The following is a 16,482-nucleotide window of genomic DNA, read 5'->3' on the forward strand; positions in this document are numbered from 1 at the left end:
GCGTGTCAGGCCACCGTCAGATGACCCACAAGGGAGATTTACCCGAATTTGGCCGGTTATTGCATGCCTGGGCGGGCCAGAGTCACGCGCCTTCGGCGGCGGCCCGCCCCCACGTATCCGAGGGCGGGCGTCGCACCGGGCGGCCGTCACACCGGCGCGGCCTCGATGACGGAGAAGCGGTTGGGCTTCGGCAGCGGCGTGACGGTCCGGACCGCGAAACCCGCGTCGCGGCACAGCCGCTCGAAGTCGTCCCGGGTACGCTCCCGGCCGCCGAGATTGACCAGCATGTTGAGATCACTGAGATAGACGCCGGCGGCGGACGGGTCCACGACGGGCGGCAGCACCGGCTCGACGATCAGCAGCCGGCCGCCGTCCGGAATGACCCGCCGGCAGTGCCGGAGGATGCCCACGCACTGCTCGTCGTTCCAGTCATGGATCACGCTCTTGAGGAGATACAGGTCCGCGCCTTCGGGAGCGGTGGCGAAGAAGTCCCCGGCCACCAGGGAGGAGCGGCCGTCCAGCCCTTCGCGTTCCAGCTTCGCAGCGGCCTGCGCAAGGCCCTCCGCGGTGTCGAAGACGATGCCGGTCAGCGCCGGATGTGCCGCCAGGATCGCGGCGAGCAAGGTGCCGTCACCACCGCCGATATCGGCCACGGTCGCGAAGGAGCCGAAGTCGAACGCCGCCGGCACCCGAGCGGCCGTATCGCGCGTGGCCTCGCTCATCGCGGCGTTGAACTCGGCGGAGAGTTCCGGCTGTTCGGCGAGATAGCCGAAGAAGTCCTTGCCGAAGACCGCGTCGAACGACGGTCCGCCGGTGCGCACACTGTCACCCAGGTGCTCCCAGGCACGGAGTATGGCGGGGTCGGTGAACAGCCGCACGAACGACCGCAGCGACTCCGGCCGGTCGCCGCGCAGCAGGTCGCCGACCGGGGTGACGGCGAAGCCGCCCGACGCGCCCTCGACGAGCAGTCCCAGCCCGGCCAGCGCGCGGAGTAACCGGCCCATCGCCTGGGGCTGGGCCGCACACTCCGCCGCCAGTTCGTCCGCCGTGCGCTCACCGTCGCCGATCAGATCGACGACCCGTAGACGGACTGCGGCGCCCACCGCATGTGTCGCCATGGCGCCGAACACGATCCGGGCCAGCGTGTCCCGGGCCTCATGGGATGACTGATTCTCTTGCGGCATGGTGCGGCACCTCTCTGAATCGTCTCTGGTCAACGGCGTTACGGGCAGGGCTCCGCAGGGCACAACAACGCCTGTGACGCTGTACGTCCGGCCCGCAGCGCCAGCCTAGCCCGCCTCAGTAAGGTAAACCTAAGTTCGCCGGAATTCGAGGCAACGCCCCCCACTCAACCCGCCCGTACGGCACGCCGGTTCAGCCCTGCCGGGAGAGGAGGGACGCCCCCGTGTCCCCCGACGACAACTGCCAACTCTGCGATCTCGCCGAGAGGTTCCGCCACGACGCCGCGCCGCGTCCTCGCGCCCGCACGACAGGCTCCTGCGGCGCCCGGCGGCCGCTTGTGGACCGGCCCGGCACCGCCTGGCTGGTGCTGGCCGCCGCGATCGGCGGCCTGGCCACGGGCATCGCGCTCGCGCACGGCCTGCTCATCGCGGGCGGGTTAATGCTGGCCGGTCTCTCCGGGGAGTATTTCGACCCCGGCACCGCCCCCACCCACGGGCGGGCCGACCGGGGCGCGGAATAGGGCCCCGAACACCCCCGGTGCCACAGAACGCCCGGAGACACATTGCACGGCCCGCCCACCGTCTACGGACGGCGAGCGGGCCGGCGGCTTTTCACACGCACGCTCCCGAAGGGAGCGCATCACGTGGCACGGCGGCTCTTCCCTGCCACGCCGACACACATCGCACCCAGCAGGAGCGTCAGGGCGCCGATGACGATGTTGTTCACGATGACGCCTGCGTCCGGACTGCTCCCGACGACCCAAGGCGAAATGATCAGCCATGCGCCCATCGCGCACATCGCACCACTCAGGCCGTACATACGGTCCGGCGTGACGGTGAATCCGATCGCCAGCAGCGAGATCGCGATGCCGAGGATGAGGTTGTGCAGGACCAGTGCGGGCTGTGAGGCCGCGAAATGGATGACCCACGGTGAAATGGCGCAGTACAGGCCGACCAGGAACACCGGTCCGTCCACGAGTACTACGTCACGCCCGCCGAGGACGCGGTCGTATCGAGCTGCCATCTCTGAAGCGTCGGGGTGACCTGCGAGGTCTCCCCTGGTGTGTGAGACGTCGGCCATGCGACTCGCCTCCTTCGTCCGCAAGCCTGGCCGGATTCGCGTGGCATGGGGCCGCGCACCTTTATTCTGCACTTATGTCGCCTTTATGTGTAGATGGTGGAGGCGGCAATTTTCCCGGCAGCGGTGTTGTCGCGCACCGCGCCCGCAACCCCTTACCCCCGACCTCGCCCACGGCCTCATCCACTGCCCTCTTCACGGCCTCCATGGCCCAGCGACCGACCCAGCCCCAGGTTCCAGCGCCCGCTGCGACCGCTCAGCTCGGTCGCGGTCAGCGGGGCCACATCCAGCCGCCAGAACGCCTCCATCGGGAGCCGGAGGGCACACACCGTGGCGGCGCGCACGACATCCGGCTCCACTACGGCGAGCACGCGCCCCGACTCGGCGGCCACCCCCGTCAGCCAGGCCCCGACCCGGTCGCAGAGCTGCCGCAGCGATTCGCCGCCATGCCCCGCGAAGCCGGGATCCGAGAGCCAGGCGGACACCGCCTCCGGCTCGGCGTCGGCCACCTCCGCCAGGCTCCGGCCACGCCACCGGCCCATCGCACAGCCCGCCGGCGCCGGCATGGGCTCCGCCGGCAGCCCGAGTTCCTCGGCCGTACGACGACACCGCATCGACGGCGAGACCATGATCCGGTCGGCGCCCGGCAGCGTTCCGGCGGCGGTCCGGGCGCGGCGCAGTCCGGCCTCGCTCAACGGACCGTCGTCGTCGAAGCGCACCTCGCGCTGCGCCAAACCCGCGGCCGGTGAGATCAACGTCACCCGAGTTGTCATGCACTCTTCCCCAGCTCTTTCCGGACATCCACAACAGATCGCCCACCAGGGGAAGTTGACCGGCCGATGCGCCCTGTCCTGCGCCCCTCCGCCCCCTGTGCGGCCTTGGCCATGTGGCCGGTTCGCGATACCTTCCCGATGATATTGACGACGACATGACGGAAGCCGGTGGGATCCCGGCGCGGTCGCGCCACTGTATGTCCGGTTTTGACTCAGCCCAGCAGGGCCGGGACCGGGCAAGCCAGACCCGGCATGTCGTTACGCACTCCATCTACAGGGACGCGAGTTCCCCTTCTCAGGAGGTCCTGCCATGGCTCAGACCATCGCTCCGCCGGCCGCCGGCACCATCACCCCGGCCCCGCTCCCCCTCAAGGCGCTCGCCCCCTGGGCACTGTTCGTCGGCGTCCTGATGCTGGTCCTGCTGTACTTCATCGGCGCGGAGCAGGGTGCCACCTCGGTGTTCTCCGGTACGGACGTTCACGAGTGGGTCCACGACGGACGCCACCTGCTCGGCTTCCCCTGCCACTGATCGGACGCCGCACCCATGAACTCCCTCACCATCAGAAATCTTCTGGTGCGCGGCATGCTCGCCGGTCTGGCGGCCGGTGTCCTCACCCTCGTCGTCGCCTACTTCCTGGGCGAACCGCAGGTGGACGCCGCGATCGCGTTCGAGGAAAGCCACAGCCACGGCCATGAGCACGAGGTGGAGGCCGTCAGCCGCGGTATGCAGTCCACAGCGGGCCTGGCGACCGGCATCCTGGTCTACGGCGTGGCGCTGGGCGGTATCGCCGCCCTGGTCTTCTGCTTCGCACTGGGCCGGATCGGCCGCTTCAGCACCCGGGCCACGGCCGTCCTGGTGTCCGGCGGGGCGCTGCTGGTCTATCTCGTACCGTTCCTGAAGTACCCGGCCAACCCGCCGGCCGTCGGCGACCCCGACACCATCGGCCAGCGCACCGCCCTGTACTTCCTGATGATGCTGCTCGGCATCCTGCTGGCCGTCGGCGCGACGATTCTCGGCCGGCGCCTCGCTCCCAAGCTGGGCAACTGGTACGCCACGGTCGCGGGCGGCGCCGCGTTCGTGGTCGCCATCGGGATCGCGTACGCCTTCCTGCCGGCCTACGACAATGTGCCGCACGGATTCCCCGGCACATCGCTCTGGGAGTTCCGGCTGTCGACGCTCGCCGTTCAACTGGTGCTGTGGACCGCCTTCGGGCTGATCTTCGGTCATCTCGCGGAGCGCGTCGTACCGGCCAAGGAAGCCGCGGCTGCCACTGAGGCCAAGGCCGAGACCGAGGCCGCACCGGCGGCGACCTGACCCGGCACGCGCCGGAACATCGAGGAAGGCCCCGCGACGCCGATCGCGGGGCCTTTTTCGCTGCGTGGCCTTTCTGCTGCGAGACCGTTGCAAGACCATTTCGCTGCGGGGCCTTCCTCACTGCGCTCGTCAGAACAGGCCACGGACGCCGTCCAGGTGCGGCAGGTCGTGGTCGAGCCGCTCCCGTTTGGTCCGCAGATAGCGGATGTTCTCCGCGCGGGGCGGCATCAGCAGCGGGACCTGTTCGGCCACGGTGATGCCATGTCCGATCAGCGCCTCGCGCTTGCGCGGATTGTTCGACAGCAGCCGCACCGAGTGGACGCCGAGGTCCCGCAGCATCTCGGCCGCGACGCCGTATTCGCGGGCGTCGACCGGCAGACCGAGTGCGATATTCGCCTCGACCGTGTCCAGCCCGTCCTCCTGCAGCCGCATCGCCTGAAGCTTGGCCAGCAGTCCGATTCCCCGTCCCTCATGACCCTGGAGATAGACGAGAATGCCGCACCCTTCCGCCACTATCGCCTCCAGTGCGGCGGACAGTTGATCGCCGCATTCGCAGTGCGTGGACGCGAAGGCATCTCCGGTCAGGCATTCTGAATGCACCCGGGTCAGCGCCGTCTCCCCCATGACATCGCCATGGACCAGCGCCACTTGCTCGATTCCGCGATGGCGGTCCAGATAGCCGACGGCGAGGAATTCACCGTAGGTGGTGGGCAATCGGACCTCCACCATCCGTTCCACACGAGCGGCGTCATGCAACACGACATCAACATCGACATCAGCATCGGGGTCCGTCATGCCGCGATGGTACCCAGTGAAGAAACGATCCGCTCCGTTCGCTCACATCACGACAAGGTGTCCCAAGTGGGCGTCCTGTGCGATGGGTTGGCGGCAGGCCGCCGAAGCGCCCGCCGCACGGCACGCGCTGCCCCCTGTCGGCCTATGCTTCACACCATGACCGCTTCGGGACATCGGACTCCGGCCCTCGGCCTGCTGCCGGCCGACACCACGGAGGACGTACGGGCACGGCAGCCGGAAACAGCCGTACTCCCCATCGGCAGCCTCGAACAGCACGGCGCTTTTCTCCCGTTGACGACCGATACCGTGATCGCCTGCACCATCGCGGGAGAAATCGCCGCGGCCCACCCCGTCCAGCTGCTACCGCCGCTGACCATCTCCTGCTCGCACGAGCATGCCGCATGGCCGGGAACCGTCAGCATTTCGGCACGGACCCTGCACGCCGTGGTGACGGATATCGCCGATTCGCTTCGCCGGTCCGGTATCGGCACCCTGATTCTCGTCAATGGCCACGGCGGAAATTACGTGCTGCGCAACGTGGTTCAGGAATCCGCCGGAAGCGGGACGCGTATGGCCCTCTTCCCCGGCTCGGCCGACTGGGACGCAGCACGCGCACGGGCCGGGGTACGGACGTCTTCGCACAGCGATATGCATGCGGGGGAATTGGAGACGTCCATTCTGCTGCACGCCCATCCCGAACTGGTCAGGCCCGGTTATGAATCGGCCGATCACGTGGCGGACGAGCGGAAGCATCTGCTGACCCTCGGTATGGCCGCCTATACCGAAACCGGGGTCATCGGCCGACCGTCCCTGGCATCCGCCCGGAAGGGAAAGGAACTGCTGGCCGGTCTGGTCGAGGCGTTCGGTGAGTATGCGGCGCTGCTCGGCCGGGACCCGCGAGGGTGAGGACGCGAAGGTGGGGAGCGGCGTGAGGAATGGCGTGAGGAATGCTTGAGGAGCGGCGTCGCATGACCGAGTCGTCACCCGCGGAGCTGGGCGCGGCGGCAGCCTGGAACCGGCTTCGCCGTGTCCGGACCGCCGGGGACGCCGAGGCAGCCGGTCTGGTGCCGGACGGGGACGGCGGGCTGCGGTGGGGACAGGACGCCTCACCCGAGGCCGCGCGGCTGGCCGAGCGGTATCTGCCGCTGTGCCTGGCCGGTCCCCGCGTCGCGTTCGCGCAGCTCGGGCAGAGTCTGGACGGCTTCATCGCGACACGCACGGGCGATGCCGACTACGTCACCGGCGAGGAGGACCGACGTCATCTGCACCGTCTGCGCGCGCTGGCCGATGCGGTGATCGTCGGGGCCGGTACGGCCGTGGCGGACGATCCGCAGCTGACGGTGCGTGCGTGCGCGGGGCACAACCCGGTGCGAGTCGTGCTCGATCCCCGGAGCCGGGTGCCGCTGCGGCGCCAGGTGTTCACGGACGGGGCGGCGCCGACACTGTGGGTGGTGGGGCCGGATGGGCAGCAGGTGCCCGGGGCGGTCGGCCCCGATGGCCCCGATGGCCCCGATGTTGACGTACTGACGCTCCCGGACGCCGCGGCGTTCGCCCCGCAGCGCCTCCTCGACACGCTCGCGCACCGCGGCCTCGGCCGGGTGCTGGTCGAAGGCGGCGGCGTCACCGTGTCGCGGTTCCTTGAGGAGCGGGCGCTGCACCGGCTGTATGTCACCGTCGCGCCGGTGCTGCTCGGCGATGGTGTGCCCGGCCTGCGGTTTCCCGGTACGCCGGTGATGCGGGACGCGCTACGGCCGCCGCTGCGGCGCACCGTGCTCGGCGAGGACACGCTCTTCGAGCTCGATCTGCGGGCGCTCCGCGCGCAGGCCGGCGATCCACCGGGCGACCAGGACCCCGGCGCCCGGCACGCTCGCCGCGAGGGCGAGCACCCCGTAGACCACGGCGGTGGTGAGTCCCTGCGCGGCGCCTAGCCCGGCGGCACCGAAGGACCAGGCGGCGACGCCTTCCCGTGGGCCCCAGCCGCCGATGTTCAGCGGCAGCGCCATCGCGAGCAGCGCCAGCACCATCAGCGGCACCAACTCGGCGGCCGGCGCGGTCGATCCGGCGACGCGCGCGGCGAGCAGGAACATCCCGAGGTACCCCGCGAGGACCACCGCGGACGAGAGCGCGACGCCCGGCCAGACGCCGCGGGCGAGCAGGCCACGGCGCGCTCCGGTCAGCGCGGCGCGGACGGCGCGGCCGGTGCGCGAGGCGCCTCGGCTCCAGTACAGCCAGCCGGCCGCCGCGAGCACCAGCGCGCACCCCACGGCCGCGAGTACCGTCACGCCGGGCGCGGTGATGAGGCGTCCGATCCGTGCCAGGGCCGGGGACGGCCGGGCGAGCAGCACCGCCGCTCCGGCGACGAGGAGGACGATCTGGCCCGCGGCGCGTTCCAGGACCACCGCGCTCACGCCCCGGCCGAGGTCGCCCGCGTTCCGGCCGTGGCGTACGGCGCGGTGTACGTCCCCCAGGACACCGCCGGGCAGCGCGGCGTTCAGGAACAGGGCGCGGTAGTAGTCCGCGACGGCCCGGCCGAGCGGCAGCCGCAGTCCGAGGCCGCGGGCCACCAGGCACCACCGCCAGGCGCTGCACACGGTGGTCAGCAGGCCGATGGCGAGCGCGGCCAGCAGCGTCCCGGCGTCGATCCTGCGCAGCCCGTCCAGGAAGGCGCCGGTTCCCAGGTGCCAGAGCAGCATCACGAGGATGCCCACTCCCGCGAGCATCCTGAGCCACGCCCAGACGGACCGCTTCATCACCCGCTCCCGGACGCCGGCCGGGGCAGCGCCAGCAGGTCGGTGTGATGCACCGTGACGCTCAACTCCTCCACCGCGCACGCCTCCAGCCGCCGTCGCAGGTACGGGAGCGCGCGGGGCGCGAGGTCCGGCCGCTGGGCACAGGCCGCGCCGACCCAGCCACGCAGCCATGCGGCGGTCAGCGCGGCCTCCGGGCAGCCGAGCCGCCATGGGCTGGACTGCACCAGGACCGTCGCCCCGCGCCGCTCGAACGCCTCGGTGGCCGCCGCGATCGCGTCCGGACCGAGCAGCCGTCGGCCCCGGTCCGCACGGCGCTGATGGTCGTTGAAGGCGGCGCCGATCTCGCCGTCGAGCGGATCGGACGGGGTGAGCTCGACGCGCCCGGCGACGGAGAGCGCCAGCAGGGCCGGGCAGCCGGCGTCGGCGCAGGCCGCGGCGAGCGCCTCCACCTCATCGAGCGTCAGCAGGTCCAGCAGCGCGGAGGCGGTGACCAGCGCGGTGCCTGCGAGGCCTTCGGCGGTGAGGCGGGCGAGATCGCCGTGCTCGGTCGTGGCCGTAATGGGGCTGCCGTCCCCGGCCGTCGCGGGCAACCGGCCCCCGGCGCGGGCGAGCAGCTCGGGGTCGTGGTCGTGCAGGATCCAGTGCTGCGGACCGGGCATCCGGACGGCCAGCCAGCGTCCCATCGAGCCGGTGCCGCAGCCGAGATCGCGGATCAGCAGCCCGCGGGGGCCTGCCGCGGCCCGGGCCGGGGCCTGCTCGGACAGCCACTCGCGCAGCGGCCGGAGCAGCTCCGGCGCACGGGCGGCGGCATCGGCACGCTCCCGCAACTCCAGCCATTCCGGGGCGAATCGGCTCTCGTCGGCCGCGCTCACGTCGTGCTTCAAGGTTGGTGCCGAACTCGTTCCAGCACCCGGGCCAGACTCTGCGACGTCGTCTCCCACCCCTCCAGCATGGCACGCCGCCCGCGCGCCGATTCCTTCAGCCTGCGGCGCAGTTCCGGATCGCCGAGCCAGCCGCGCAGCGCGCCGGACAGTGCCGCCGGGTCGTCGGGCGGTACGAGGAGCCCGGGGATGCTGCCGTCGGGGGCGTACCCGACGGCTTCCGGGACGCCGTCCACGGCCGTGGCGAGTACCGGAATCCCACGCGCCAGCGCCTCGGTGACGACCATGCCGTAGGTCTCGGCGTACGAGGTGAGCACCATGAGGTCGGCGGCGGCGTAGCAGTCGTCCAGCTCCGCGCCGGCACGGGGCCCGGCGAGGTTGATCCGTTCACCGAGTCCCAACTGCATGATGTTCCGCCGCAGTTGGCCGACGTATACGGGATCCCGGCGCAGCCCGCCGACGCACAGACAGCTCCAGGGCAGGTCGGCGACGGTCGCAAGGGCCTCCACCAGGCGGTGCTGCCCTTTGCGCGGGGTGACCGCGGCGACGCACAGCAGCCCGCTCACGCCATCCGTACCGGAGGCGAGGGGTGCGGCGTCGGCCCCCGGCCGGGCGACATGGACAAGGGCGGCGGCCAGCCCGTGGTGGGCGACGAGCCGGCGGGCGGCCCACTCGCTGGTGGCCACCACCGCCCGCACGGCGTGCAGAGTACGGCGCTCCCTGGCGTCCAGCTCCGCTGCCGGCCCAGGGGCGAGCCCGGTTTCGTCGCCCAGCGGAAGATGCACCAGCACGGCCACGCGCAGCCGTCCGGCCACGGAGGCGATGACCTCAGGCACGGCACAGGCCACCAGACCGTCGAGGAGGACGACGGCACCCTCCGGCAACGCGCCGAGAAGCAGGGCCAGTTCAGCACGCGCGGTCTCGTCCGGCTGCGGCCAGCTACCGTGCGCAGCGTGCCGACGCACCTGCCAGCCCGCCGCCGGGAGGTCGCGGCACACCCGGCGGTCGTAGGTGTTGCCGCCGCTGGGCACGGACGGATCGTCGACGTCACCGGGCAGGACGAAGTGCACCACGCGCTCCGCCGACGCGGTGGCGCCGGGCCGGGTCACAGCGTGCGCTCGTAGCTCGCCCACGCGATATGTGATTCGTGCAGGGTGACCGAAATTCCGGCCAGCTCGCGCGCGCCCTCACCGAGGTTGCCGGCGTGTACGCGGTCGGCGAGCCGGTCGGCAATCACCTTGGCCAGGGCCTCCGTTGAGGTGTTGATACCGGCGAAGGCGGGTTCGTCGTCGAGATTGCGGTAATTCAGTTCGCCGACCACACCGCCGAGTTCCTGGGTGGCCAGCCCGATGTCGACGACGATGTTGTCGGCATCGAGTTCGGCGCGGCGGAACGTGGCGTCCACGACATAGGTCGCACCGTGCAGACGCTGCGCCGGGCCGAAGACCGCGCCACGGAAACTGTGCGCGACCATCAGGTGATCGCGGACGGTGATGCTGAACAACGGGCTCCTCCAGTGTGCGATGGGTGGTTGTGGTGAGTGGTGCGCTGCCTCAGGCCAGACGGGGCCGAGACCCGCGTTGCCGGTCGGCACTGTCGGTCAGTCGTCTGCCGGCTCGTACCGGATGCGGTGACAGAGCGCCGGGAGATCGCCGGCGGCGAGCCGGGGCAGCACCCGCGGCAGGTCCTCGAAGGCGGATTCGCCGGTGATCAGCGCGTCGAAGGCGGGGTCGGCGAGCAGGTCGAGGGCGAGCCCGAGCCGGTCGGCGAAGGTGCGGCGGGCGCGGCACGCCGTGGAGACGGCGCCCACCTGGCTACTGCGTACGACCAGCCGGCGGGAGTGGAAGGCCTCCCCCAGCGGCAGGCTGACCCGTCGGTCGCCGTACCAGCTCAGCTCGATCACCGTCCCCTCCGGGGCGAGCAGTTCGAGCGAGCGCGCGAGGCCGTCCTCGGAAGCGCTGGCATGCACGACCAGGTCACATGCGCCCAAGGCATCCTCGGGCAACGCGAAATCGACACCGAGCGCCGCGGCGACAGCGGCCCGCGCCGGGTCCGCGTCGACCAGCTGCACCCGTACCGCGGGGTACCGGGCGAGGATGGCGGCGACACTGCACCCGACCATCCCCGCGCCGACCACCGCGATCCGGTCACCGAGCAGCGGTGCGGCGTCCCACAGGGCGTTCACCGCGGTCTCCACCGTGCCGGCCAGCACGGCCCGGGAGGCGGGCACGGTGTCCGGTACCGGGGTGACGGCGCTCGCGGGGACGACGTAATGCGTCTGGTGCGGATAGAGGCAGAAGACCGTTCGGCCGAGCAGCGACGGCGGACCCTCCTCGACGACACCCACGTTGAGATACCCGTACTTGACGGGCGCCGGGAACTCACCGTCCTGGAACGGCGCCCGCATCACCGTGTGCTGGCTCACAGGAACACCACCACGGAACACCAGAGTCTCCGTCCCACGGCTCACTCCGGAGTACAGCGTGCGCACCAGCACCTCGTCGACTCCGGGCTTCGGCACTGTCGCCGGACGGATCTCGCCCTGCCCTGGAGCGCTTAGCCAAAAGGCACAAGCGACGCGCGGCATAGGGAACCTCCTGGACGCTGCGGCGAGGGCTCATGAATGCTGGAGATCACGTGAACACCGGAGATCACGAAGACGCCGTCACCATACGCGGGCGCTCAACGACTCCGCCACAACTCCCGGAAGGCGCGATGGCCGTACAACAACGTTATGCGGCACGACCGTTCGGACCGGACACCGCAGCGGGCACGGTCGCCCAGATGATGCTGCTGGCGGTCCTCTGCCGAGCGGTCGGGCTCGGGCCCGCGGGATGGCTCACCGGGGCAGCGTTCGCCGCGACCACCTGGGCCGCGCTCACCCACGCCCTGCGCACCTCGTGGACCCCGTCCTTCGGACCGGCCAACCGCGTCACGCTGGCCCGCGCGACACTCGTCGGCGGGGTGACCGCACTGGTCGCGGACTCCTTCGGCGGACGGGCACCGGTCGCGGTACTGATCGGCCTGGCAACCGTGGCTCTCGTCCTGGACGCCGTCGACGGACAGGTCGCACGCCGCACCGGGACGGTGACTCCTCTGGGCGCACGCTTCGACATGGAAGTCGACGCCTTCCTCATCCTGGTGCTCTGTGTCTACGTAGCAGTGCCACTGGGCCCATGGGTACTGGCCATCGGCGCCATGCGCTACACCTTCGTGGCCGCGTCCTGGATGCTGCCGTGGCTGCGCGCGCCGCTGCCGCCCAGCACGGCCCGCAAGGCCGTCGCGGCGTTGCAGGGAATCGTGCTGGTCATCGCCGCTACCGGGGTCCTGCCGCGAACAACGGCAATCGCCACGGTGGCCATGGCGCTGACCCTGCTCATGTGGTCGTTCGGCCGCGATATCGCCTGGCTGCGGCAGGCCACGGGGCACGAAACCACCTTCCCCGCTACGTCCCCGCGTGCCGCCCCAAATAGACGACCAACACCAGAAACACGACCAGAAGCTGGGTGACGACGATGTAGAGCAACACCCGTCGCAACAGACTGCGCCGCACCGTCCGGTGGATCAGCAGCACGGTGCTGGGCACCCTCGCCAGCTGCGTACCGGGACGGACCGCGGTCGTACGGGCCCTGCGGAGACCGCAGCGCGGCGACGTCCGACGGCGGACGACGATGTCCGGGCAGGTACGCAGTACGGAACGCCCCGGCCCTCGACCGTGGTGGCGCCCGAGGCAGGGCCGTGCGGAGCCCGGCCCGGTGGAGCTCGGTATGCAGGTGCGTGAGCGAACCGCCCGCCAGGGCGGCGGCCCTTTACGTCGCGCTGCGCCGGCCATCCGCGATCACCCGGATCCGACTGCCGTCACGCCGCCCGCCTCGGTCTTGCGCAACTCGGCGAGGAGCTCATGCTGCCCGGTGAGGACCTGGGTGAGGATCCGGCGGGCGGCACTCATCAGTTCCGCGACATCACCGCCGGCCAGCTCGTAGACCACGGTGGAGCCGCTGCGGGTCGCGGTCACGATGCCCGAGCGGCGCAGCACCGCCAGCTGCTGGGACAGCGCGGACGGCTCCACCTCGATCTCGGCGAGCAGACTGCGTACCGGAAGCGGCCCGTCCTGCAGCAGCTCCAGCACCCGGATACGGACCGGGTGCCCCAGCATCCGGAAGAATCCGGCCTTCGCCTGATAGAGCGGAACCCATGAATCCCGCGTGGACCCACCGTTCACGCCGGCGCCCCGCTCTCCGGCTCGGTTCGGGACTCGGCGCGCGGCACGGCGTCCGCATCGATGCCGAGAGTGCCGGCCGTGGCCGAGGACGAGCCGGACAAGTCGTCCGCCGCCTGCGCTGCCCCGACGGCATCCCGTGCCGCGCTTGCCCGCTCCCGTACCGACTCGGCGAAACCGCCCACGCATGCCCTCCGCGTCCCGGCCGACCGGCCATCGCGTCACTGTTGAATTGCGGATTTCTGCAACTGTAGACGACGGGGGCGGACAGCCCGAAGGGGTGTGGCGGTTGACTTCGCCCCCTCCTCAAAGAAGAGGGTTCCCATGGCTCGCGCCGTGGGGCTTTCTGCTCCGTCGCCGAACCCGGCCGCGTCCGAGACGAGCGGCCGGCGGCGAGCGGCAGGTTGCAGACTATGGTGTCAACTTCTGAACGTTCTGCGGGTGGTTGGCGGTGAACGGCGATGCGCCCCGGCGGCGGATCACCTTCTCCGCCCCTGCTCCGGCGGAGCCCGTCTCGTCCCCCGCTTGACGGCGGGGGTATCCACGGAGGAATCCGGATGACCTCACTGATACGTCACATCACAGTCGACTGCACCGACGCCTACCGCCTGGCGGGTTTCTGGGCGGAGGCGCTGGACGGTTCGCTGGCCGCGGACGATCTGCCGGGCGATCCGGAGGCCTCGGTGACCGCCGCGGGCAGCATGCTGCTGTTTGTGACGGTGCCCGACGCCAAGTCCGTGAAGAACCGGGTGCACCTGGATCTCCAGCCGCAGGACCGGAGCCGGGACGAGGAGGTCGAGCGGCTGCTCGCGCTCGGCGCGACCCTGGTGGCCGACCACCGCCGGGCCGACGGCACCGGGTGGGCAACGCTCGCCGACCTCGAAGGCAATGAGTTCTGCGTCGAGCGCAGCGCGGCCGAGCGGGCGGACACGGCCAGTGGGCAGCACGTATGAATCACGTATGACGCCGAATCCTGAGCCATTCCCCGGGCAGCCCTCGGAGCCGCTCCCCGAGCCACTCCCGGAGGGCGAGTTGGCGCGGATCGCGGAACGGGCACATGCCGCGACGCCGGGCCCATGGCACCCGCGTTTCCTCGACGACGACCGGGCGATGAACCTGGTCGCCATCAGCACCATGCCCGATACGGGGCAGGGCGAGCGCTGGCCGGAGTTTCGCATGGCCAGATGGTCGCCGCGACGCTCATCCAGCATCCGCGGTATATCGATGTCGCCGATGAACGCTGGGACGAGAACGCCGAGTTCATCGCGCACGCCCGTGAGGATGTGCCCCGTCTGCTCGCCGAGATCACACGACTGCGCCGGCTGATCGACGGGGACGGCACCCGCTAGCCATCGCGTTCCGCCTTCACCCACGCCGAGACTTCGGCGCCTGCCACGCCATCGCGTCGACAGCCGCCACCAGGACTCCCCACTTTCCTCAAACTTCCCTATCAGGAATCCTGATAGGGAGTGTTAGAGTCCTTTCATGAAGGATCGCTTCTACTCCGTGGAACAAGTCGCCGAACTCCTGGGCCTGCATGTACGCACCATCCGCAACTACGTGCGGGACGGGCGACTCACCGCGGTCCGCATCGGCAAGCAGTACCGGATCGCGCACGAGGATCTGGAAGCGTTCACCGGCCGTCCGGTGGCCGCGCCCCCGAGCGACACGGCCGGGCGGCAGCGGCACACCGAGGTGTCGAGCATCGTGGAGATCGACGCGATCGGCGCCGAGACGGCCAGCCGTCTGACCACCCTCCTGATGAGCTCGGCCGCCACCCGTCGCCCTGGTGACGCACCACTGCGGATCGAGACGGCCTACGACAAGGAGAGGTCCCGGATGAAGGTCATCGTCCTGGGCGGCCTGGGCGACACCGCCCGGCTGTTCGACTACATGGAGGGGGTGCTCGCGTCATGAGCACGATCTACAAGTCCGAGGCCGGCGCGAGCGAGATCCAGCGGCGTTACCAGGAGGTGCTGCGCACCTGGCCGGTCCCCGCCGAGCATGTGCGGGTGCCCACCCGTGAGGGCGAGACCTTCGTTCTCGTCTCCGGCCCCATCGACGCGCCGCCCCTACTGCTGCTGCACGGCTCGGGGGCGAACACGGCGGCGTGGCGGGACGACATCACCTCCTGGTCGCGGCATTTCCGCACCTACGCCCTCGACCTCATCGGCGAGCCGGGCTTGAGTGCGCCGTCCCGCCCGCCCCTGGCCTCCGACGCCCATGCCCTGTGGCTGGACGATGTGCTGGAAGGTCTTGGGATCACGAGCGCCTCGATCGTGGGGATGTCCCTCGGCGGCTGGCTGGCGCTCGACTATGCCACCCGCCGGCCGGAGCGGGTGACACGCCTGGCCCTGCTGTGCCCCGGCGGCCTGGGCAGGCAGAAGATGGGCTGGCTGGTCACGGCCCTGCTCCTGCACCCCTTCGGACGCCGTGGTGTACGCCGGTCGGTAGGAGCCATTACGGGCCTGGACACTCCGCAGGCCCGGCCCATCCTCGACCAAGTGGCGCTGACCTTCACCCACTTCAAGCCGCGCACGGAGCGGCTGCCCCTCTTCTCCGACGATGCGCTGCACCGTCTGACCATGCCCGTGCTGGTGACGGTCGGCGGCCGCGATGCCATGTTCGACTCCGAGGGCACCACCCGGCGGGTGCGTCAGTGCGTCCCGCACGCGACCGTGAACCTCCTGCCCGAGGTCGGGCACGCGATCCTCGGCCAGGCCGATTCCGTCCTGGCCTTCCTCCGCGGCTGACCCGTCGTCACAACGCGTCTGCGGTGGGCCCACACACCGGATACGCCCTGGCAGCAGCCGCTCCCTTCATCCGGCCAGATCCGCCGGACATGCCCTGGGCAGGTAATGGGGCTGCGGAGGCGGCCCCGTGCCGCAAGGATGTGGGTCATGCCCACCACGCTGCTCGTCCTCGCCTCCATCGCCACCGGTCTGTACGCGGGCTTCCTGGTGACGTTTCTGATCGCGATCATGCCCGCGCTGAAACGGCTGCCGGACCGGCAGTTCACCGCGGCGATGCGGCGGATCAACGAGGTCGTGCCGGGGCCGGCGTTCGGCCTGCTGTTCCTGGCCGCGCCCGCCCTGACGGCCGCCGCGCTCGCGACGGGGCGGGACGGGCGCTCCTCAGGGGCCACCTGGCTCCTCGCGGCCGGCCTGGCGGCCGCGGTCCTGAGCCATCTGGTGACGCTCGCGGGGAACATCCCGCTCAACTCGGCCCTGGCGAAGGCCGAGTCGGACGACACCGCTGACGCCGACACCGCTGACGCCGAGGCGCGGGCCGCCTTCGAGCCCCGCTGGAACCAGCTGCACCGGGTCCGCACGGGGCTCTCGACGGCTGCGTTCGTCCTGGTGACGGTGGCCACGGCCACGGCCACGGCCACCTAGTGACCTGAGTCGGAGATTCTCCGACAGTAGGCGGCGACTTTGTCGAGGATCTCGTCGGCGGTCTTCGTCCAGACGAAGGGTCTGGGGTGTTCGTT

The 16,482-nt window shown here is 70.8% G+C and carries 21 protein-coding genes, 1 pseudogene and 1 riboswitch; of the genes and pseudogenes, 11 read left to right on the top strand and 11 right to left on the bottom strand.

Features of this window, described 5'->3' with window-relative positions:
- Window positions 1–146 precede the first annotated feature (146 nt).
- Window positions 147–1,184, bottom strand: a complete 1,038-nt coding sequence (locus AB0I10_RS32695; protein ID WP_363156298.1) for a methyltransferase — start codon at window positions 1,182–1,184, stop codon at window positions 147–149.
- Window positions 1,185–1,405: 221 nt separating this feature from the next.
- On the opposite strand from AB0I10_RS32695, the gene AB0I10_RS32700 reads away from it, so the two are divergent.
- A complete protein-coding gene (locus tag AB0I10_RS32700; protein ID WP_363156299.1) occupies window positions 1,406–1,702 on the top strand; it encodes a hypothetical protein in 297 nt (98 codons plus the stop codon).
- Between the two features lie 119 nt (window positions 1,703–1,821).
- On the opposite strand, the gene AB0I10_RS32705 is transcribed toward AB0I10_RS32700, so the two are convergent.
- Window positions 1,822–2,262 carry an SPW repeat protein gene (locus tag AB0I10_RS32705; protein ID WP_363156300.1) on the bottom strand — a complete coding sequence of 147 codons (441 nt, stop codon included), beginning with the start codon at window positions 2,260–2,262 and terminating at the stop codon, window positions 1,822–1,824.
- A 176-nt stretch (window positions 2,263–2,438) separates the two neighbouring features.
- On the bottom strand, window positions 2,439–3,032 hold the full coding sequence (locus AB0I10_RS32710; protein WP_363156301.1) for a histidine phosphatase family protein: 594 nt from the start codon (window positions 3,030–3,032) through the stop codon (window positions 2,439–2,441).
- A 101-nt stretch (window positions 3,033–3,133) separates the two neighbouring features.
- Window positions 3,134–3,299: riboswitch (cobalamin riboswitch) on the top strand.
- Window positions 3,300–3,342: 43 nt separating this feature from the next.
- Here AB0I10_RS32710 and AB0I10_RS32715 point away from each other — a divergent pair.
- Window positions 3,343–3,561, top strand: coding sequence for a CbtB-domain containing protein (locus AB0I10_RS32715; protein WP_363156302.1), 219 nt, complete (start codon window positions 3,343–3,345; stop codon window positions 3,559–3,561).
- A 15-nt stretch (window positions 3,562–3,576) separates the two neighbouring features.
- Window positions 3,577–4,347 (top strand): CbtA family protein, encoded by a 771-nt coding sequence (locus tag AB0I10_RS32720; protein WP_363156303.1) that lies wholly within the window; start codon window positions 3,577–3,579, stop codon window positions 4,345–4,347.
- Between the two features lie 129 nt (window positions 4,348–4,476).
- On the opposite strand, the gene ribA is transcribed toward AB0I10_RS32720, so the two are convergent.
- Window positions 4,477–5,142 (bottom strand): GTP cyclohydrolase II, encoded by a 666-nt coding sequence (ribA, locus tag AB0I10_RS32725; RefSeq protein ID WP_363156304.1) that lies wholly within the window; start codon window positions 5,140–5,142, stop codon window positions 4,477–4,479.
- A 156-nt stretch (window positions 5,143–5,298) separates the two neighbouring features.
- On the opposite strand from ribA, the gene AB0I10_RS32730 reads away from it, so the two are divergent.
- Both AB0I10_RS32730 and AB0I10_RS32735 read left to right on the top strand, forming a co-directional pair.
- Window positions 5,299–6,048: a creatininase family protein gene (locus AB0I10_RS32730; protein WP_363156305.1), complete on the top strand. Its 750-nt coding sequence runs from the start codon at window positions 5,299–5,301 to the stop codon at window positions 6,046–6,048.
- Window positions 6,049–6,110: 62 nt separating this feature from the next.
- Window positions 6,111–6,785: pseudogene (locus tag AB0I10_RS32735) on the top strand (RibD family protein); the annotation flags it as partial.
- Between the two features lie 102 nt (window positions 6,786–6,887).
- On the opposite strand, the gene AB0I10_RS32740 reads toward AB0I10_RS32735, so the two are convergent.
- From AB0I10_RS32740 to AB0I10_RS32760, 5 genes are all read right to left on the bottom strand, one after another.
- Window positions 6,888–7,892: a lysylphosphatidylglycerol synthase transmembrane domain-containing protein gene (locus AB0I10_RS32740; protein WP_363156306.1), complete on the bottom strand. Its 1,005-nt coding sequence runs from the start codon at window positions 7,890–7,892 to the stop codon at window positions 6,888–6,890.
- Window positions 7,892–8,764: an SAM-dependent methyltransferase gene (locus AB0I10_RS32745; protein WP_363156318.1), complete on the bottom strand. Its 873-nt coding sequence runs from the start codon at window positions 8,762–8,764 to the stop codon at window positions 7,892–7,894. Before AB0I10_RS32745 ends, AB0I10_RS32740 begins: the two co-directional genes overlap by 1 nt.
- 8 nt (window positions 8,765–8,772) lie before the next feature.
- A complete protein-coding gene (locus tag AB0I10_RS32750; protein ID WP_363156307.1) occupies window positions 8,773–9,906 on the bottom strand; it encodes a glycosyltransferase family 4 protein in 1,134 nt (377 codons plus the stop codon).
- Entirely contained in the window at window positions 9,879–10,277 is a 399-nt protein-coding gene (locus tag AB0I10_RS32755; protein ID WP_363156308.1) for a 6-carboxytetrahydropterin synthase, read from the bottom strand. Before AB0I10_RS32755 ends, AB0I10_RS32750 begins: the two co-directional genes overlap by 28 nt.
- A 96-nt stretch (window positions 10,278–10,373) precedes the next feature.
- Complete coding sequence (locus AB0I10_RS32760) at window positions 10,374–11,360, bottom strand: zinc-binding alcohol dehydrogenase (RefSeq protein WP_363156309.1); 987 nt, start codon at window positions 11,358–11,360, stop codon at window positions 10,374–10,376.
- Window positions 11,361–11,488: 128 nt separating this feature from the next.
- On the opposite strand from AB0I10_RS32760, the gene AB0I10_RS32765 reads away from it, so the two are divergent.
- Window positions 11,489–12,283 carry a CDP-alcohol phosphatidyltransferase family protein gene (locus AB0I10_RS32765; protein ID WP_363156310.1) on the top strand — a complete coding sequence of 265 codons (795 nt, stop codon included), beginning with the start codon at window positions 11,489–11,491 and terminating at the stop codon, window positions 12,281–12,283.
- Between the two features lie 328 nt (window positions 12,284–12,611).
- Here the strand turns inward: AB0I10_RS32765 and AB0I10_RS32770 are convergent, their stop codons facing one another.
- Entirely contained in the window at window positions 12,612–12,995 is a 384-nt protein-coding gene (locus AB0I10_RS32770; protein WP_363156311.1) for a metalloregulator ArsR/SmtB family transcription factor, read from the bottom strand.
- A complete protein-coding gene (locus tag AB0I10_RS32775) occupies window positions 12,992–13,177 on the bottom strand; it encodes a hypothetical protein (protein WP_363156312.1) in 186 nt (61 codons plus the stop codon). The genes AB0I10_RS32770 and AB0I10_RS32775 overlap by 4 nt, the downstream gene beginning before the upstream one ends.
- A gap of 372 nt (window positions 13,178–13,549) precedes the next feature.
- Here AB0I10_RS32775 and AB0I10_RS32780 point away from each other — a divergent pair, with 372 nt between their 5' ends.
- The 5 genes from AB0I10_RS32780 to AB0I10_RS32800 all read left to right on the top strand — a co-directional run bounded on the left by AB0I10_RS32780 (window position 13,550) and on the right by AB0I10_RS32800 (window position 16,387).
- Window positions 13,550–13,945 (top strand): VOC family protein, encoded by a 396-nt coding sequence (locus tag AB0I10_RS32780; protein WP_363156313.1) that lies wholly within the window; start codon window positions 13,550–13,552, stop codon window positions 13,943–13,945.
- A 231-nt stretch (window positions 13,946–14,176) separates the two neighbouring features.
- Window positions 14,177–14,341 carry a hypothetical protein gene (locus tag AB0I10_RS32785; RefSeq protein ID WP_363156314.1) on the top strand — a complete coding sequence of 55 codons (165 nt, stop codon included), beginning with the start codon at window positions 14,177–14,179 and terminating at the stop codon, window positions 14,339–14,341.
- Window positions 14,342–14,477: 136 nt separating this feature from the next.
- Complete coding sequence (locus AB0I10_RS32790; protein ID WP_363156315.1) at window positions 14,478–14,909, top strand: helix-turn-helix domain-containing protein; 432 nt, start codon at window positions 14,478–14,480, stop codon at window positions 14,907–14,909.
- Window positions 14,906–15,745, top strand: a complete 840-nt coding sequence (locus AB0I10_RS32795) for an alpha/beta fold hydrolase (RefSeq protein ID WP_363156316.1) — start codon at window positions 14,906–14,908, stop codon at window positions 15,743–15,745. Before AB0I10_RS32790 ends, AB0I10_RS32795 begins: the two co-directional genes overlap by 4 nt.
- Window positions 15,746–15,892: 147 nt before the next feature.
- A complete protein-coding gene (locus tag AB0I10_RS32800) occupies window positions 15,893–16,387 on the top strand; it encodes a DUF1772 domain-containing protein (RefSeq protein WP_363156317.1) in 495 nt (164 codons plus the stop codon).
- Window positions 16,388–16,482 lie beyond the last annotated feature (95 nt).

Origin of the sequence: Streptomyces sp. NPDC050636 (assembly GCF_040654775.1) — a bacterium.
In the GTDB taxonomy this organism is placed as follows: domain Bacteria; phylum Actinomycetota; class Actinomycetes; order Streptomycetales; family Streptomycetaceae; genus Streptomyces.

Bases quoted from the DNA above. Each gene is read 5' to 3' on its own strand.
- AB0I10_RS32695 (WP_363156298.1), bottom strand. From the start codon at position 1,184: ATGCCGCAAGAGAATCAGTCATCCCATGAGGCCCGGGACACGCTGGCC.
- AB0I10_RS32705 (WP_363156300.1), bottom strand. From the start codon at position 2,262: ATGGCCGACGTCTCACACACCAGGGGAGACCTCGCAGGTCACCCCGAC.
- AB0I10_RS32710 (WP_363156301.1), bottom strand. From the start codon at position 3,032: ATGACAACTCGGGTGACGTTGATCTCACCGGCCGCGGGTTTGGCGCAG.
- AB0I10_RS32715 (WP_363156302.1), top strand. From the start codon at position 3,343: ATGGCTCAGACCATCGCTCCGCCGGCCGCCGGCACCATCACCCCGGCC.
- AB0I10_RS32720 (WP_363156303.1), top strand. From the start codon at position 3,577: ATGAACTCCCTCACCATCAGAAATCTTCTGGTGCGCGGCATGCTCGCC.
- ribA (WP_363156304.1), bottom strand. From the start codon at position 5,142: ATGACGGACCCCGATGCTGATGTCGATGTTGATGTCGTGTTGCATGAC.
- AB0I10_RS32730 (WP_363156305.1), top strand. From the start codon at position 5,299: ATGACCGCTTCGGGACATCGGACTCCGGCCCTCGGCCTGCTGCCGGCC.
- AB0I10_RS32740 (WP_363156306.1), bottom strand. From the start codon at position 7,892: ATGAAGCGGTCCGTCTGGGCGTGGCTCAGGATGCTCGCGGGAGTGGGC.
- AB0I10_RS32760 (WP_363156309.1), bottom strand. From the start codon at position 11,360: ATGCCGCGCGTCGCTTGTGCCTTTTGGCTAAGCGCTCCAGGGCAGGGC.
- AB0I10_RS32765 (WP_363156310.1), top strand. From the start codon at position 11,489: ATGGCCGTACAACAACGTTATGCGGCACGACCGTTCGGACCGGACACC.
- AB0I10_RS32780 (WP_363156313.1), top strand. From the start codon at position 13,550: ATGACCTCACTGATACGTCACATCACAGTCGACTGCACCGACGCCTAC.
- AB0I10_RS32785 (WP_363156314.1), top strand. From the start codon at position 14,177: ATGGTCGCCGCGACGCTCATCCAGCATCCGCGGTATATCGATGTCGCC.
- AB0I10_RS32790 (WP_363156315.1), top strand. From the start codon at position 14,478: ATGAAGGATCGCTTCTACTCCGTGGAACAAGTCGCCGAACTCCTGGGC.
- AB0I10_RS32795 (WP_363156316.1), top strand. From the start codon at position 14,906: ATGAGCACGATCTACAAGTCCGAGGCCGGCGCGAGCGAGATCCAGCGG.
- AB0I10_RS32800 (WP_363156317.1), top strand. From the start codon at position 15,893: ATGCCCACCACGCTGCTCGTCCTCGCCTCCATCGCCACCGGTCTGTAC.